We start from the raw sequence: 17,958 nt of genomic DNA, 5'->3' as shown, positions 1-17,958 counted from the left end.
GCGGCTATAGGCCTAATTTCTGATATCAATAAATTTGCTGATTGAGATCATAATTTAAAACATCTTGTTGCCCACTATATAGTTTAATTTTTTCCTAGCAAATATAATGCTGATTTACATCGCTATTGTTAAATTGCAGACGATTACTAGATCAGCCTATAGCTAAAGAAATTAATGCGACCATTAGCACAATAAATATCAAACGAAAAAAGTTGAACACAATGTGGAGAAATTTGAGCATAATGTTTTTTAAAAAAACTAAAACTTTCATGTTGCTAAAAGTTTATCAGAAAATCTAGTAAGGAAGCACCTAATAGAGCCAAAATCAATAGTTTAATTCCAATGGCTAAACATCCGTTATTAACAAATAACTGGCCGTGAAAATAACTGTTTTCTAGAACGGCAGGTTTACTGAAAGTCTGATGTGGTATTTCATTACCCTCCTTCAAATTAAGGCATGTAATTTTTATGAATCATATTTGCCATATCCATTGATTTTACATAAATATCTGCAAATCATTATCAGAAATCCGCAAATCTAACCGCAAAATTAGTGGAAGAATACCCAATTTACCTGCATTGCATATCAATTCCTTCTAAATAAAAATTATTTAACACATTGATTTATATACTAATGTAATCTTTGTTACTTGTAGGTGGGTGGCCAGCATGGCTTAAAATGCTGATTACGTACAACTCACAGCTAAATTAAAAATATTATATAATACCTAAATCCTGCAAGCCCATATTTTGACTCTCATTAACCTGTCTAGCTAAGTGGTTATTAGGTTTTTACTGCCGCTTTGCCAGCCCTCTTTGTCCAACCGATCAAAATATCCAGATTTAAATCATAAATAGAGGAAATTTTTTGTATCGTATGGATATCCCCCGAGCCCAAGGCAATAAACACCCTGCCAACGTGCCATGACCTTTTAATCAAAGTGACTTAACTTCGGTTAATGTTAAGCGAGTAACCCCACCTTAACCCAATCATCCCATTCCTGTGGATAGAGCGGACCTGCAGGTGTTCTGACTCTCAGCTGATTATTGCCTGTGAGTAATTTTCCAGCCACCCGAATCAGATAAGTACGAAGTGTATCCGGCTCCCATTGGCACAACGTTTTGTTGCCACTCAATTGAGCCATCCAGCGCACGGTATTGTAGGCAAGAACGGCGCAATGAAATAATGCGGCATTAGCCAGAAATTGATTCGTTCTGATTTTACCTAAACCCATTTGTGATTTTGCTTCTTCAATCCATGTTTCGCACGTCGCTCGTTCACCATACTTCTTATGTGTTTGCCAAGGCGATAGAGGTTCAGTTGTTACATAACAAAAATAGTCATATTCTGCCGTATCCCAAAGCTCGGACTGAGGTCCTGTCACTTGTTTAGGTTGCTTTATCCTGACCGCGACAAACTGACGAGAGCGAGACCAGCCACCACAACGATATTGAAACTCGCTCTGCTCCCAACCGGGTCGGCCTTGTATGGCTGTCCAGGCCTGTTTGGCCAGCAATGCGTTCAAATTCTTAAGTTTAACCTTTATTAGATACCCATGCCCTCTGGTATCGAGAAATTCAAGCAAATCACCGACAAAATAACCACTGTCACCGCGAAAAATAATGCGCATCCGATTGGGCAAGTGTGCAAGTAACTGTTTGGTAAATTCTACAACACCATTGCTTGTAAAGGCATTGCCTGTCCGGAACCAGGCTTGTAAAATTTCTTTTGTTTCCGCTAGAAAAGCGAGTTGTGGATGGTATGAACGGGCACCTTTCTTTTTGGGGTTGAAGCCTTTGGCACTTCCTTCTTGTCGACCACAAACGGTGTCCACAGTTGAATCGACATCGACCCACTGGACGGATTGTATGCCAGTTTTCGATTTTCCGGAACGAAGCAATCGCCGCCAGTGTTGACCACGCAAAGTATGCGTGAGCGTTTCAAACTGGCTTATCTGCCTATCACTTACTTCTTTAAAGATCCGTAAAATTGTGGTTTCAACAGGAATCTTTATCCAGCCAGCTACTTTGCGCAGTACGCTATCTGCCCATACGGTCGTCACCTTTGCCATTGATGTTGCTCCCCCCATCATGCCAACCAACGTCAATAGAACCACATCAGATAAGTGATGGTCTGCATTTTCACCCCGCCGATGTGGAACGCTTTGTTTTACGGTTTTTTCAAAACCTATCCTGTCTAAATATTTCACGACGGGAATCAGTCCCGCCTGGCTTGTCAATCCATGTGCTGTAGATGTCATTTTTACCGTTCGGGTACGGTTTCTTACGTGAGATGAGGATTTTGATACTTTAGAGGGCTTCATTAAAACAATGAGATAGTGAAATCAGGAAAATGATATTATATCATTGTTTAATAAGGAGTTTTGTGGATTATTATGTATAATGCTTGCAGGATTTAGGTAATATTATAAAATGTCAGTTTCTTAAGAGCCTCGCCATTCCCGAAGTTTTTTATCTGGAATCTTTGCTTAACCATGAGATTCCTGCTCACGCTTGACTGGATAGCATGCAGGATGACGAATATAGCTGAGAGTTATGGGAAATATGGTTTCAGACATACAAAATAAATAACTGGGAGATAAACATGGATACTGAAAACCAACACAGCAAGGAGCCTATGCGGCAGCACCTTTCCCCACCAGAAGTATTAGGGGCTATGCACCGTGAAGCTACCTGGCTATTTCATCTTGAACACACGAAAGTAATGATCCTGGCTCTGTTAGGGGGCGGCTTCATCACCATGGGTGCACTATTTTCAGTGCTGTTATCCGCAGGCGTGGAAGTCACAGGCCTGAAGCTATTACTACAGGGTTTGGGTTTCTCGACTGGGTTTTATATGATCATCTTATCGCGCACAGTTCTTTTTACCGAGGCGAATGTGCTTGTTCCAGCCAGCATGTTACAGAAAAGCTCCAAAGAAATCTGGATACGTGCATTTCAATTCTGGTGTCTTGCCTTGGTGGGAAATGTGCTCGGAGCTTATATTGTAGGAACGGTCATCATGTATGCTCAAAGTTACCCGGAAAGTGTTCATGCAGCTCTTAGGGGAATAATCGCAAAAAAGATGGCTTATATGGAAGTTGGCGGTGTATCTTCCTGGTTTAAAATTATCGTTTCGGGTATGTTTGGAAATGGCCTGATTGGTATGGCTGCCTTTTTTGCTATTATGGCAAAAACCTTAACCAGCAAATTTGTCCCTATCTTCCTTGTGGTATCACTTTTTGTTGCTGGCAACCTGCAACACAGCCCAGCCAATATGGGCTATTTCTCGCTGATAATGGCTATTGATGAGGGGCCTGGATGGACTTCCGCATTTTTGTGGAATATTATTCCGGCAGGCATAGGGAATATTATAGGAGCAACTTTACTGGTCGCTCTGCCATTCTGGTACAGCCTTTCACCCCAAGCCCCTGATCAAGATGTAGAGTAAAAATTAGTAAGGTATCTGAACAATTACCTTCCAGCATCACCCATAAACAGCTTTATCGCAAAATAAGATGTATTTTATTGAATACACAGGAACGCGCACGGAATAAGTTGAGCATCTGACACAGGATTTTTATTCGTATTCAGGGTGTAGAAACAGGCGCATAGCCAGCTACGTAACTGTTTCTACAACGTAGAAGACGGATAAAAAGACAAGCCAGGTGTTTAAGTTATTCCATGTACGTTCCTTACCGCATTACACTGGAGATTAAACATGTTAGGAAATATTGTGTTCTGGTTGGGACTCGCCACCTCACTCGTCATCGGCTTTCTCTATTTCCGCGATCTGGGCGACGTCAGCCAGATGCTGATCCGGGTGAAACGCAAGAACATGCAGCGCTTCATCCGCAACGAGTACCGACTGCTCACTATAGGACTTGTAGCTTTAGCTCTCATGACAATCGCTCATTTTGGCTTCGCAGCGGGTTCACGCGGATACGCCTGGACAGCGATACTTCTCAGTGTGTTTCTTTACGGTTTCCCATATATCTGGGTCCACGTCGGCCTCAGGAACCAGAAGGATTCCGCGCGCTATTACAGTATTGAGGAAGCTAAAGAGTACGTCAGTCCGTCAAGCCAGGTAATCGTGATTGAGAACAATGGTATTGCTCGAGCCCATCCTCAAGCTCAGTTAATGCGCCCTCATCTGGCTGGCAACGGGGAAGGCCTCGACGGCGAGAACGTCGTAATGACCTACTGTGCCATGGCTAATCTGGGGATTGGCTACTCACCCGAAGTGGAAGGTCAGAAAATTGAGCTCGAAGTACTGGCACAGCATGGCAATAACCTTGTTCTGCGGGACAACCGAACAGGGGAGCCTATACAGCAGATTTATGGATTCCGCGAGGCAGATGCTACTCCGAAAACAGAGGGCGCTGCCTGTCCATTACGCCCCACGCTCTCTATGCGCCCCTGGCCGACCTTTCGGATGACATTCCGTGGTTTCCAGAAGGCCTACCCTGAGGGCACTGTTTTCATAAACAAGCCGCCATCGAATCCGATCCTCTATCTGTTTGACCAGGTCCTTGAGATGCTATTTTCATCCTCTATTGACCGACAGCACCGCGAAGCAAAACCGGTCATGGACAATATGAGCCACTACGATGACCGCCTAGCGAATAAAACCTATGTCTGGGGGGTAAACTTTGATAATGATGCGGTCTGCTGGACCGACGATTTTGTAGTGGAACAGGAAAATATCCTGAATACCGAGGTCGGTGGACAGCCCCTGGTCGTGGCCTGGGATCCTCGCTATGAAAGTCTTGGTATCTGGTATAACAACACGGGCGAACCGGTGAACGAAATTGATTTTTTTGGCAAAACGCCCGCGGGTCAACTCAAGCGTGTCGAAGGATTGAGGCCGGGCCTTTTCTGGCACGTCTGGGTGGAGTTCTTCCCGCATACGGATATTAACCGTGTTGGCTCAGTTTCTGAACAAGTTGCCGCGTAGCTGCGCAATGAATATTGGCCTCCAGCAGCAGCAATAAACATCTTTATCGCAAAACAAGATGTATATTTTTTCGACATTATTTAATCATAAAGGATAAAAAAAATGCTAATTGAATTAGTTCACTGGGTCGCTCTTGTTACGGCTACCATCGTTTCATTTATGTTTTTCCGTGATCTAGGCGATATTACTCAAGCCTTCCTCACAGTAAAACGTAAGGGCATGATCTTTGCTATCCGCCACGAAAAACTCATGATCAGTATTGGCCTGGTAGGGTCTATTATTGCCATTGTTACCACGACTAAATATGGTGCGGGTTACAAACCTCTAACTTACGCTTTGGGGGCAATCAATATATTTTCTGTTGGATTTCCCTATATCTGGCTACACTTCGGCTTACGCAATCAGCAAGACCATGCCAGGTACTACAGCATTGAAGAAGCAAAGAATTATCTGCGCTCAGATGAAAGTGTTATCGTATTAGAGAACAAGGGTGAAACACGTGCGCACTCCGACTTCCATATCAAGCGTCCTCACCTTGCCGGAACCCCTGAGGGTCTTGGTGGTGAGAATGTTATTTTGACTTACTGCTGCATGACACATCTTGGTACTGGGTACATACCCGAAATTAATGGTGAAAAACTGGATTTAGAAATCCTTGCCCAGCACGGTAATAACTTGATTATGCGTGATGAGGGTAGCGGTGAACCGATACAGCAAATGTATGGTACCCGCGAGTGTGATGGACGCTGGAGTGATAATAAAATGCAGGCGTGGCCGACTTTTCGCATGCCTTTTAGTGCCTATGCCAAGGCTTATCCTGACGGCAAGGTATTCCTGAATAAGATCGTCCCCTTTACCAAGAATCCAGTGTTGTGGTTGTGGGATAACATTGTTGAAATCGTTTTTCTGTGGGCAACTGTATCCCACCACCGCACCCAGTCTTTATTAACCAGTACGATGGATGTTGATGATGGTCGCTTGCTACGTAAAGAACTGGTCTGGGGTTTTACCATCGGTAAGGATTCTATGGCCTATACCGAAAGATATATCAGAGATCAGGATAATATTGTCAATACTACAGTTGGCGGTCGCGATATTGTTGCTGCTTATGATCCTGAATACGAGAGCGTTAACATCTGGTATAACGACAGCGGTAAGCCAATTAAAAACATAGATTTCTTCGGCAAGTCAGATCAGGATGAGCTCAAGCGCGTTGAAACGGTTAAAGCGGGGCTATACTGGTTTGTCTGGATTAACTATTATCCAGAAAGCCAGTTAAATGATGATGGGGTAGTGAATACCGAACACGAGAATCTTTTTGGTCCTGCCTAGCTTTTAGGCAACTTGCAATGTTCGGCGCGCCACCTTGCGCCGAATGAAAGATTTTGGGACTCCATGCCTCAATTAATAAAAAGAAAGGCATTAATGAATTAAAGTCTTTTCCTTATATTGGTGTTAAAGTTGAAATAGCCCCAAATCCTGACCTGGTTCGAGACGTAATTATAGGTTGATGTAGCATCAAAACCCAGTACCAATAGCAATACCAAAAGTAATATTGGCGTTAGACTCACCAAAAAAATCTGCACGGACAGTAGGTGCTATTGATACATTCCCCAGGTGAAATTCCCAGGCTAGCCCGACACCATAGACAAAATTAACCTCAGTCGCATCACTATTATGCTCTGCAATCTCAAATCCCGGTCCAGTCATCAGTTTTAAACCGTACTCCCTAAAAGGTCGATAAGTTACACCTGTCAAGAATAGTGCGGCACGCCCGTCTGATCCAACAGTAAAATCTGCCAGTACTTCTATGCCAAATGGTTCATTTAACCGACGTTCATAGCTTAATCCTAGCGCAACAAAGGTTTTGTTTGAGTCACCTACTGGTGACATCCCTCCTACAAAAACGGCAACATGATTATGTTGTATTTCATGTTCTGCTTCAATATATAAATGGCTTTCGCTTGAAGACTCTGACGCAATACATACCGAAATCAGATTTGAAAACATGAACACCATAGAGCTAACAAGAATAACATTACTAACCAAGCATAATTTTCCGAACTTTCCTTTTTGCATAAAAGCGCTAAAAGTGTTCAGCGTGTGCTCTTTGTAATAATTTATTAAAAGGTTCGGGGTAAGGTTCTTGCAAAAGGCAACCAGGTTCCAGCGATGGATAAATCTCATCGTAAGAGCGTACCCGGTCGGAACTCACCCGGCGTTGAATATCACAACGCTTAAGTTGATCAGGACTGGTTAAACCAGCGGCTGCAATCAATTCAACCACTGATTCTACCGTCAGTTTATGCAAATTCTCGACACGCTGCCGCTTATCCGCAACATTCATGCCTTCATATAAAGCGGGATCTTGCGTTGCAACACCGGTTGGGCAGGTGTTTTTATTACATTCCAGAGATTGAATACAGCCCAATGCCATCATCATACCTCTGGCACTGTTGCATAGGTCAGCACCTTGTGCCAATAAACGCACCATATGAAATCCACTGAAAATACGCCCACTGGCAATTACGCGTATATCTTTCTTAAGGTCAAATCCAATCAAACAGTCAACCACGAACGCCAGGCCTTCACGCAGGGGTGTGCCGACCGAATTAGTATATTCCAAAGGGGCAGCGCCGGTTCCCCCTTCGCCGCCATCTACGGTAATAAAATCCGGTTTAATCCCTGTTTTAAGCATGGCTTTACAGAGTGCGATAAATTCGCTTTTACGCCCTATACACAATTTGAATCCAATGGGCTTGCCACCAGAATGTTCACGTAGAAGCTGAATAAATTGCATCATTTCCAGAGGTGTGGAAAATGCACTGTGCGTCGGTGGTGAGTTCACCTGGGTATTGGGCTGCACACCTCTAATTTCTGCAATTTCCAGGGTGTTTTTTATCGCCGGTAAAATACCGCCATGACCAGGCTTTGCACCTTGTGATAACTTTATTTCGATCATTTTGATATTGTCTAAGCTTGCCTTTTCCGCAAAGCCTTGCTCCGAGAAGCCTCCTTGTTCATCACGACATCCAAAATACCCCGTTCCAATCTGCCAAATCAAATCTCCGCCGGGTTCAAGGTGATAGGGACTAAGGCCCCCTTCACCCGTATTATGCGCGAAACCGCCTATTTTCGCACCACCATTAAGCGCTAATATTGCATGCTTGCTCAGTGCACCAAAACTCATTGCAGAAATATTTAATATACTGGCTGAATACGGCTGTTTACAATCTGGGCCTCCAATGATAATTCGAGGGTCCAGTTCTAGATCTTTAGCATCCAGTGCTGTCAGCGAATGGTCCATCCATTCATAACCGCTTCGGTAAGTATCCATCTTGGTACCCAAAGGGACCGTATCCAATACCCCCTTAGCACGTTGATAGACTACCGAACGAAACATCCGGTTAACGGGTACACCATTGGTGTCAGATTCAATAAAATACTGGTATATCATTGGCCGTAACCATTCCATTATCCAGCGCCAATGCCCCCACAAAGGGTAGTTACGCAGGATGGTATGCCTAGTTTGGAATATATCATAGAGTCCGAGCATCACAATACCCGCTACAAGTGCTAGCAACCAGCCCGCTGGTGGCCATAACCAGGTGAGGATCGTAGATAAGATAAGACTAATGGATGCAACTCGATAAAACCGTTTACGCATGGCTATTTCCTCTGATTGTAGGGGCAACCCCTTGTGGTTGCCCAGGTGCATAGAAAGGGCAACCACAAGGGATTGCCCCTACAAAATACGGGAAGTAATTATTAAGCAGTTTCTTAAAGTTAGCATCCAGGCTTTCAAAGGGCCTTCGATCGTATCACCAGCATCTTTTCAATTTGCATATCATTATAGGTATACGCAATTCCACCGACACCATAACCAGATTGACGTAAGCCAGCAAATGGCATCCAGTCAACACGAAATGCGGAATGATCGTTAACCATGACAGCAGACGCAGCCAGATGTTTGTACGCATGCATAATAGTATTAATATTCTGACTCATTACCGCAGCCTGAAAAGCATAGGGAAGCGCATTGGCTTGCTGAATAGCATCATCTATATGCTCATACTGATACAGGCAAACAACCGGGCCAAATATTTCTCGTTGACTCACTTCAATAGTCTTAGAGGGGTTAAGTAGTAGTGTCGGGGCATAAAGTGAGTCAGACAGTTTTGTACCACCCGTTAACACTTGTGCACCTGATGCAGCGGCAGACTTCACCCAATTATCAATACGCGTTGTTTCTCGGTGGCGTATTAATGGTCCCACTTGTGTCGTTGCTAATAATGGATTACCCACCTGTAATTCACTGACCAGTTTACTCATGCGTTCAGCCACTTGCTTAATCAAACGCTTATGTACAAAGACTCTCTGCACCGAAACACAGACTTGTCCTGCATGATAAAAACCGCCCTTGACCAATAATGGCAAGACATCATCCAGATCGGCATCTTCAGCAACAATTACTGGCGCAGCACCACCGTGTTCGAGTGCACAGCGTGTACCAGCTGATAATTTAGAACGCAACATCCAGCCTATATTGGCACTGCCTATAAAACTAAAAAATGCCACCCGACTGTCGGTAACCAGTTTCTCAGCCACTCCAACATTGGTAACGGCTACAGCCTGGCACCATACATCCGGTAAGCCCGCGGCTCTTAATAATTTTACCAGTTCGAAGCAACTAGCCGGTGTACCCTCTGCCGGCTTAATAATCACTGGACAGCCGCTAGCAATAGCGGGGCATACCTGGTGCACGATAAGATTTAGAGGATGATTAAATGCACTAACAGCAACCACGACCCCACTAGGTTCTTTGTGCGTTACAGCAAATCGCTGGCTGGATGCCGGGTTAAGCTGCATGGGGATTTCCTGCCCATGTTCAGTACGAATACAATCGATACATATCCTAACGCCATCAATCGCTCGTTCAATTTCAATGCGGGTATCAATTAACGGCTTGCCGCCTTCCAGTACCGCTATCTGCACTAGGCTATCGAAACGCTCCCGCATCAACTGAGCAGTGCGTTCCAGAATAGTTATGCGCTTATCTGCAGGCAACCAGTTATTACGCTTACTAAAGGCTTGAAAAGCATTTTGTAAAGCCTGTTCGGCTCCTTTTTCATTGATCGTTTCAATACTTGCGACTTGTTCACCGTTAAACGGTGAGCTAACCTCCAAAACCCCACAACTTTGTGCACCTGGAACCTGAATGGTATAGTGCACCTCTTTATTCATATCGGACATACCAGTTCACCTAATTTTTCGGTTAGCTTCATGTTCTCACTATAGTCCACCGGTACATCGATAATAACCACCGTATTATCCGCAAATGCCTGCTCCAGAGTTGGAATCAATTCCTCGGCACTATTAACCCGGTAGCCTATTGCGCCAAATGACTCGGCATATTTGACAAAATCCGGGTTAGTAAAGCTAATATCGCCACTACGACCAAACCTGCGTTGCTGGTGCCACTTAATTAACCCATATTCATTGTCATGCCAAATCATTACCACTAGAGCGAGCTTATGACGCAATGCGGTTTCAATTTCCTGAGAATTCATCATAAACCCTGCATCCCCGGTAATCGCCAGGATTCTCTTTTGTGGATATGCCAGCTTGGCCGCCAGAGCACCCGGTAAAGCAATCCCCATAGACGCGAAACCATTGGAAATAATGCAGGTATTAGGCAACTCGCAACGAAACAGCCGGGCAATCCACATTTTGTGCGCGCCGACATCTGATAGCAAAATATCTGCATCAGCTAAAACCTTTCGTGTATCGTATAAAATACGCTGGGGTTTAAGTGGAAAACTGCTGTCTTCGGCATGGTTGTTTAATTCAGATTTAATTACCTCGCGTAATGAACCCATGTGAATTGTGTCTTTGGGGACAGCCTGCTCTGCTATTAAAGCCAGAGTTTTGCTGATTTCACCCAACACCCCGACTTCAAGCTGATAATGCGCGTCCACTTCGGCATAAGTCTGATCAATATGAATGATTTTTTTATCCGCCTGGGGGTTCCAGAGTTTAGGGTGATATTCAACAATATCGTAACCGATACAAATCACCACATCTGCCCGGTCAAATCCACAGCTTACATAATCATGCGCCTGCAAACCGACAGTTCCTAAACTCAATGGGTGAGAAAAAGGCACACAACCTTTGGCCATAAACGTCATTGCCACCGGAATATTGAATTTTTCGACAAAATCTAATACAGCTAGACTGGCTTTTGATCGAATCACGCCATTCCCGATCATAACAATAGGAAATTGGGCGGCCGAAATAGCATCAATGGCCTGCTGGATTTTGTCCGGAGCTGGAAAAGGAGACGTAGGACTTTGTACTTTTAAGGGCAATAATGCTTGTGTGACTTCCATACCTGCAATATTCTCAGGAAAGCTGATAAAGGCACCGCCCGTTTTTTCGGCTTGTGCATCTTTAAATGCCTTACGCACCACTTCCGGCACTATGTCGGGGTGTAAAATTTCGCTGCTGTATTTTGATATGGGTTTGAAAAGACTGACCAGGTCTAGCATCTGGTGACTTTCCTTATGCATCCGCTCAGTTGAGCCTTGACCAGCAATTGCTACAATCGGTGCCCTGTCCATATTGGCATCGGCAAACCCGGTAATCAGGTTAGTCGCCCCTGGACCCAGAGTTGCCAGACACACACCGGCACGCCCAGTAAGACGGCCATAGACATCGGCCATAAACGCAGCGCCTTGCTCATGCCGAACGGTAATAAATTTGATTGAGCTTCCGCGAAGTGCATCCATTACATGAAGGTTTTCTTCTCCGGGAATACCGAAAATGTATTCGACACCTTCATTTTCCAGACAGCTAACAAACAATTGAGCAGCATTCATAGTTCACCTTACGTAATTGATTATTCATTTTTTTGATAACTTCCTATAAAACTGGTCAGGTTGGGCCAGTTGGCAACATAGAATGGCTTGCCTGCCTTGGTGTTACGTTCGATAAATTCCAGCGTGCGTTTTTGTACTTCCGGACCTATCTTCATATAATTGTCGTGGCTATTATCACCCTATTGACGTGCTTTCATCCCTTTTTATCCTCGGCTTTCCATTTCTCGCCATTCTGAGCCTCTAGTATGTAATATTCAGCATCGTGCACGATTTCTTTTGCCAAAGATAAAGATGAAAATAGCAGCAGTCCCGTTACCATAATGTTGAAAAGAATTGTCTTCATAAATTCTTTCTTTTTATTATGTGAATTTCAAAGTTATATTTAGTTCATTGACTCAGCTCCAAATTAAACTATATCATCTGTTAATTTTTTATGATTTAAGGTAAATGATTGTAACTGAATATTCACGCCCGCATTATCAAAAAATCGCAAATTTAAACGATACAGTAAATGGCTGAACAACCTTTTTTCTTACACCAATCTATTCACGATTTTGATGAATTTTGTGCCAACGCCCGTCATTGGGATATGGAGTATCGTCAACTCGAAGCAGGACGATTTTCCAGCGAGCTAATGATATTCGGAGGTCTCAGTAGCCAATTTTCCAGAGCCCGACTTCATCGGGGTATGATCCAGCAAGGGACATCTCCAAAAGAACTGATTACAATTGGCTTGTTAGCAAAACCTGAAATCAGTATCCACTGGCGTAATATTGATATTAGAGGCGATATGCTGCTTATTTTTCCCCCTGGGGGAGAATTGCAAAGTATTTCCCAGTCAGATTTTGATGTGTTCACCTTGTCATTTAGCGAAAAAAAACTGAATCAATTGTGCGCGGCTCACGAATTACCCGAATTTAATGCTCTGATTAAGAAAAATGAAGCTTTTCGCTGTCATCCTGGGAAACTTGCTGCACTAAGAAGGTACTTATTGTCTATGGACCATGCGCTCACTACAGGTAAAGAGCTAATCAGAAGCCCGCATTACCTAACACAACTTGAAGAGGAAATTGCGGCTAACGTCGTCAGCTTGATTGCTGAGAGCCTTCACCCCGTTATTAGAAAACCTATACGCAAACGCGATAAAGCAGTTAAATTAGCAGAAAACTATATTTTTGAATCTGACAGTGACGTAGTAACAATACCCGAACTATGTGTTGCTGCCCATGCTAGTCAACGTACTCTGGAATATGCCTTTCGTGAACGCTATGGCTGCACAATCAAGGCATATACGCTCATGCACCGACTGAATAATGCGCACAAACAACTCCGCCACGCAGAGCCAGGTGAATCTAGGGTATCAGACATTGCACAACGATGGTGAATCTAGGGTATCAGACATTGCACAACGATATAGCTTCTGGCATCAGGGAAAATTTAGTGCTGATTACAAGAAGATGTTTGCCCAATTACCATCTGAAACACTGAAAAAAAAGGTTAAACTTAGATCCCAAATTCACAACTAAATGCGGATCCGGGTAGAAAGTATTCATTAATTCAAGTCCAAACGTGTCAAATCAAAATTAATTCAAAGTTTCGGGAGATTATGCAACAATAGTTGCATTAGTTGTAAACTATCCACAACAAGCTAAGGAATACGCCTGGAATAACTTGAACAATTGACTAATTACAGGCGCGTTCCTAAACACTCACTCCACTTCTCAGGGATTTTCTATGTTAACCCAGCTTATTCATAAATCATCTTTAGCAATCATGCTAATCACCCTCAGCGCCTGTCAGGATAAACCTGAAGTCGTCGAACAAATCAGAGCATTAAAAACCTTTACCGTCTCCGAACTGGCTAATGGTCAGCAGCGCAGGTTTCCTGGTATCGTCCATGCAACTGACTCATCTTCTCTCAGCTTTGAGGTCGGCGGTAAAGTACAGCAGGTACTAGTGGACATAGGTGACTCTGTTAAAAAAGGACAGTTACTGGCAGATTTAGATAAGGAGCCCTATAAACTGGATGTACAAGCGGCACTGGCCGATTTAGCTTCTGCCCGGTCTGATTACAAAAACAAACAGAATCAATTTCAGCGCGTCGATGAACTGGAAAAGAAAGGCTGGGCCAGTAAGTCTATGTGGGATACGGCGCTGGCAGAACGAGATACATCAAAAAACCGGATTAATTACGCTAATTCCAAACTCAACCTAGCCAAGCGTGATCTACGCCTGACTGAGTTAACTGCCCAGTTTGATGGCAGTATTGCATCCCGCTCGGTAGACCCTTTTACCAAAGTGATTGCAGGTCAGAAGCTGTTTGAGATTAATGCTGATGGCACTATGAATGTAGAATTTGATATTTCTGAAACTATTATTTCCAAAATTCATCAAGGCATGACTGTCATGGTTAATTTCCCAACACTGGATAGTGAAACCAGTGAAGCCCGTATTTCTTTTATAGGTTCTGCTGCAGGTACTGCCAACTCCTTTCCTATCAAAGCCGACTTACTCAATCCCCCTGCCTTCATTAGACCTGGCATGAGTGCTGATGTGCATTTTATCCTACGCGATGATAAGCACCATGATGGGTATTTGATACCCCTGGCTGCTATCTTACCGGGTGATGATGATGCTTTTGCCTATGTTTTTATCTACAACCTCGAGACATCTAAAGTACATAAAACAGCCATTGAGACACCCAAAGATGCCGCACAGAATAATATGATACAGGTGAGCAAAGGACTGAATGCAGGCGACCGCATCGCCGTTGCCGGGGTGAGTTTTCTTAATGATGAGCAGCAAGTTAAATTAATGCAGCACTGAGAGCCAGAAAGGAGAGCATTACAATGATTAATATTACCCGGTTTTCACTGAACAATTCCAGACTGACTATTTTATTCCTGTTATTAGTCTTTTTTACAGGCGTGTTTATCTATCTAGACTACCCGAAACAGGAAGACCCCTCTATTGTCATTCGCGAGGCGGTGGTTATGGCCTCCTACCCTGGCATGTCTCCCGAACGCGTGGAAGACTTGATCACACGTAAACTGGAAGAAAAAATCCGTGAAATTGGCGAAGTGGATGAAATCACTTCCGACTCAAAAACAGGTATTTCACTTATTCATGTGATCATTAAAGACCAGTATGCCGACCTGCAACCCATCTGGCAGGATCTACGTAATAAAATGGCCGATGTCACACCTGAATTACCCGCAGGCACGCAAGGTCCTTTTATTGATGATGAATTTGGCCTGACATCCATTGCTGATATAGCAATATGGAGTGATGGCTTTACTATGGCCGAAATGCGTGAAGTGGCACGTAATACCCGTGACCGTTTATATACCCTGAAGGGGATTCGCAAAGTAGAGCTATATGGCATACAGGAAGAGCGCATCTACTTAGAATTTTCCAATAGTAAAATGGCCAAATTTGGCCTAACACCGGGCATTATAGGCCAGACGCTTAAAGAACAGAACATCCTACTCCCTGGCGGTAAAGTCAATGTCTATGGCCAAGAGGTTATTATCGAACCTTCTGGAAATTTTAACGATGTTGATGCCATCGCATCGGTGATGATTCCGATACCAGGTACCGAAAAAGTAACGCCGCTACGCGATCTAGTCACCATCATCCGTGATTATGTCGATCCACCGGAACAACCGGTTTATTTCAATGGTCATCCAGCCATCATACTCAGCATCTCAATAATGGAGGGTATTAACTCGATAGAGTTTGGTGAGCGCCTGACACACGAGGTCAAAACCATCGAGCAAACTCTGCCCATTGGTTACAAGTTTGATTTTGCAACGTACCAGCCATCTCTAGTACAAGTGGCGGTTGACGGTGCAATTTCCAATTTAATGCAGACTCTGGTTATTGTCCTTGCAGTCGTTATTGTATTCCTTGGCTTACGTACCGGATTGATTGTCGGTTCATTTGTGCCTATGGCGATGCTGCTTGGCCTGGTAATCATGTCTTTTATGGATATAGAATTACAACGTATGTCTATCGCATCGATGATTATCGCCTTAGGTATGTTAGTCGATAATGGAATAGTGGTTGCCGAAGATATTCGTACCCGTATGGAAGCTGGACAGCCGCGCCTGGAAGCAGTCACTGAGGCAGGTGACACTCTGGCAGTACCGCTATTGACATCTTCTCTAACCACGATCCTCGCTTTTTCAACCATGCTGCTGGCGAATGGAAGTACCGGAGAATATACGCTGTCATTAGCCCAGGTGGTGACCATCGTGCTAATGGCATCCTGGTTTCTGGCGATGTATATGACCCCGGCAATGTGCTTCTGGTTTATGAAGGTTGACCCCGTAGACAGCAATGCAGAAAAACCCGATCCCTACGGCGGACGGTTTTATGTTTATTACCAGGATTTTCTAAAAACAGTATTAGGCAATCGTGTTATTGTCATAGGAATACTGATTGCAGGACTGGCACTCGCCGGCTTTGCATTCCGTTATGTGGTCGTTGAATTTTTCCCCGCAGGGGACCGTAATCAATTTCTGGTTTATCTGGACCTCCCCGCTGGAACCCGCTCTGATAAAACCGCTGAAAATGTGCAGCAACTCACCGACTGGATGGATGATAAGAAAAGTAATCCAGAGATTACTGGAACGATAGCCTATGTCGGCGCAGGTGGTCCACGTTTTTTTCTCTCGTTGTCTCCAATGGATCCTGACCCCCATCTGGCTTTTATCATTGTTAATACCGAAAGCATAGAACAAGTACCGGAAATGGTCGCCAGGGTACGTCAGTATATTCTTGAACATATCCCTGCAGCGCGTGGACGCGTCAAATCAATGTGGCTGGGTGCGAGCGAAACTGGCTTACTGGAAATTCGCATAAAGGGGCCGGACAGTAATGTTCTCTTATCAAAAGCACAGCACCTGCAAGATAAATTGCATTCTATTTCAGGTACACTGGATATTGAACAGGACTGGGAAAACAAACTATGGAAAATAGAAGTGCAGATAGATCAGGCACGCGCCCGTCGTGCAGGACTCACTTCACAGGAAATTGCTGACTCCTTGAGCGCCTATCTTGATGGGGCAGAAATCACAGATTACCGTGAGGGCGATATCATTATTCCGATTATAGGCCGTGGACTGGAAGAAGAGCGTATGCAAGTGTCGCATGTGCGCAGCATCAATGTATACTCCAATCAACGCAAAACCACGGTTCCTCTATTGCAGGTCGCAGATATTGAGCCAAGAGCAGAGTACAGCCGCATCAAACGTCTTGACCAGCAACGCACCATCACGGTCAGTGCCAAACATCAAATTCTGAAAGCGGGGGAACTGTTTGATGCATTATTACCTGCACTAGAAACGCTAAACCTACCTCCCGAATACCACTGGGAATTGGGTGGCGAACTGGAAGATTCAGCCGAAGCACAGGCTTATCTGTTTGAATGGATGCCCGTTTGCTTTCTGCTGATTATTGTATTGCTGGTCTGGCAGTTTAACTCCTTCCGCCGTGCAGCGATCATTATTATTACTATCCCGCTGACCTTTATCGGTGCAGTGATAGGACTGCTGGTCATGAATGCACCTTTTGGCTTTATGGTAATACTGGGCCTGCTAAGTCTTGCCGGTATTATCATCAATAACGGTATTGTGCTGCTGGATCGTATCGCAATCGAATGCGATGCTGGGAAGCCACCCTATCAAGCAGTTATTGCCGCTGCCATTGCGCGCTTTCGCCCGATCCTGATGACCACCCTGACCACTATACTCGGCCTGTTGCCGCTGATTCTTTCCAAGGATCCACTGTTCTATGGCATGGCCTGTGTGATTGCTTTCGGGCTATTGGTTGGTACTATACTAACTTTGGTGGTCGTACCAGTGCTTTATTCCTTATTTATGCGTGTGGAAACACCTGAACAATCTGCGTCAGCATAAAATTCAGTAGCGTAGCACTATGTTTATTCTTTAAACGGTGCAATTACTTGTCCAGCCCCGGTGTTATGCTCCCGACGACAAAGCCAGACCCAGTAAATTTAAATACTACCTAAATCCTGCAAGCATTATACATAATAATCCACAAAACTCCTTATTAAACAATGATATAATATCATTTCCCTGATTTCACTATCTCATTGTT

12 protein-coding genes are annotated in these 17,958 nt (G+C 44.2%); 6 read left to right on the top strand and 6 right to left on the bottom strand.

The genetic code is table 11. The annotated features are described in order from the left end of the window. Nucleotides 1-962 precede the first annotated feature (962 nt). The gene (locus ACQY3F_RS05555; protein ID WP_428352976.1) at nucleotides 963-2,324 is read right to left on the bottom strand and encodes an IS1380 family transposase; all 1,362 of its coding nucleotides are present in this window, start codon (nucleotides 2,322-2,324) and stop codon (nucleotides 963-965) included. Nucleotides 2,325-2,605: 281 nt separating this feature from the next. On the opposite strand from ACQY3F_RS05555, the gene ACQY3F_RS05550 reads away from it, so the two are divergent. The 3 genes from ACQY3F_RS05550 to ACQY3F_RS05540 all read left to right on the top strand — a co-directional run bounded on the left by ACQY3F_RS05550 (nucleotide 2,606) and on the right by ACQY3F_RS05540 (nucleotide 6,289). Next, complete coding sequence (locus ACQY3F_RS05550; protein ID WP_428353931.1) at nucleotides 2,606-3,451, top strand: formate/nitrite transporter family protein; 846 nt, start codon at nucleotides 2,606-2,608, stop codon at nucleotides 3,449-3,451. A 270-nt stretch (nucleotides 3,452-3,721) separates the two neighbouring features. Further along, entirely contained in the window at nucleotides 3,722-4,957 is a 1,236-nt protein-coding gene (locus tag ACQY3F_RS05545; protein ID WP_428353930.1) for a DUF3179 domain-containing (seleno)protein, read from the top strand. 102 nt (nucleotides 4,958-5,059) lie between these two features. Next, entirely contained in the window at nucleotides 5,060-6,289 is a 1,230-nt protein-coding gene (locus ACQY3F_RS05540) for a DUF3179 domain-containing (seleno)protein (RefSeq protein WP_428353929.1), read from the top strand. A gap of 186 nt (nucleotides 6,290-6,475) precedes the next feature. Here ACQY3F_RS05540 and ACQY3F_RS05535 read toward each other — a convergent pair whose 3' ends face one another. From ACQY3F_RS05535 to ACQY3F_RS05515, 5 genes are all read right to left on the bottom strand, one after another. Continuing rightward, complete coding sequence (locus ACQY3F_RS05535) at nucleotides 6,476-7,036, bottom strand: hypothetical protein (RefSeq protein ID WP_428353928.1); 561 nt, start codon at nucleotides 7,034-7,036, stop codon at nucleotides 6,476-6,478. Nucleotides 7,037-7,043: 7 nt separating this feature from the next. Next, nucleotides 7,044-8,624, bottom strand: a complete 1,581-nt coding sequence (locus ACQY3F_RS05530; RefSeq protein WP_428353927.1) for an FMN-binding glutamate synthase family protein — start codon at nucleotides 8,622-8,624, stop codon at nucleotides 7,044-7,046. A 134-nt stretch (nucleotides 8,625-8,758) separates the two neighbouring features. Further along, the gene (locus tag ACQY3F_RS05525; RefSeq protein ID WP_428353926.1) at nucleotides 8,759-10,201 is read right to left on the bottom strand and encodes an aldehyde dehydrogenase family protein; all 1,443 of its coding nucleotides are present in this window, start codon (nucleotides 10,199-10,201) and stop codon (nucleotides 8,759-8,761) included. Continuing rightward, complete coding sequence (locus ACQY3F_RS05520; RefSeq protein WP_428353925.1) at nucleotides 10,198-11,835, bottom strand: acetolactate synthase large subunit; 1,638 nt, start codon at nucleotides 11,833-11,835, stop codon at nucleotides 10,198-10,200. Before ACQY3F_RS05520 ends, ACQY3F_RS05525 begins: the two co-directional genes overlap by 4 nt. Before the next feature lie 20 nt (nucleotides 11,836-11,855). Next, complete coding sequence (locus tag ACQY3F_RS05515; RefSeq protein ID WP_428353924.1) at nucleotides 11,856-11,990, bottom strand: hypothetical protein; 135 nt, start codon at nucleotides 11,988-11,990, stop codon at nucleotides 11,856-11,858. 356 nt (nucleotides 11,991-12,346) lie between these two features. Between ACQY3F_RS05515 and ACQY3F_RS05510 the strand changes: the two genes are divergently transcribed. From ACQY3F_RS05510 to ACQY3F_RS05500, 3 genes are all read left to right on the top strand, one after another. Continuing rightward, entirely contained in the window at nucleotides 12,347-13,219 is an 873-nt protein-coding gene (locus ACQY3F_RS05510; RefSeq protein WP_428353923.1) for a hypothetical protein, read from the top strand. A 350-nt stretch (nucleotides 13,220-13,569) separates the two neighbouring features. Further along, nucleotides 13,570-14,661, top strand: a complete 1,092-nt coding sequence (locus ACQY3F_RS05505; RefSeq protein WP_428353922.1) for an efflux RND transporter periplasmic adaptor subunit — start codon at nucleotides 13,570-13,572, stop codon at nucleotides 14,659-14,661. Nucleotides 14,662-14,684: 23 nt separating this feature from the next. Continuing rightward, complete coding sequence (locus ACQY3F_RS05500; protein ID WP_428353921.1) at nucleotides 14,685-17,756, top strand: efflux RND transporter permease subunit; 3,072 nt, start codon at nucleotides 14,685-14,687, stop codon at nucleotides 17,754-17,756. Nucleotides 17,757-17,958: the final 202 nt, after the last annotated feature.

It is taken from the genome of Methyloprofundus sp., assembly GCF_965251085.1.
Taxonomy (GTDB): Bacteria; Pseudomonadota; Gammaproteobacteria; order Methylococcales; family Methylomonadaceae; genus Methyloprofundus.
Note: the sequence above shows the minus strand (reverse complement) of the source record. Positions and strands in the feature narration are given on the sequence as shown.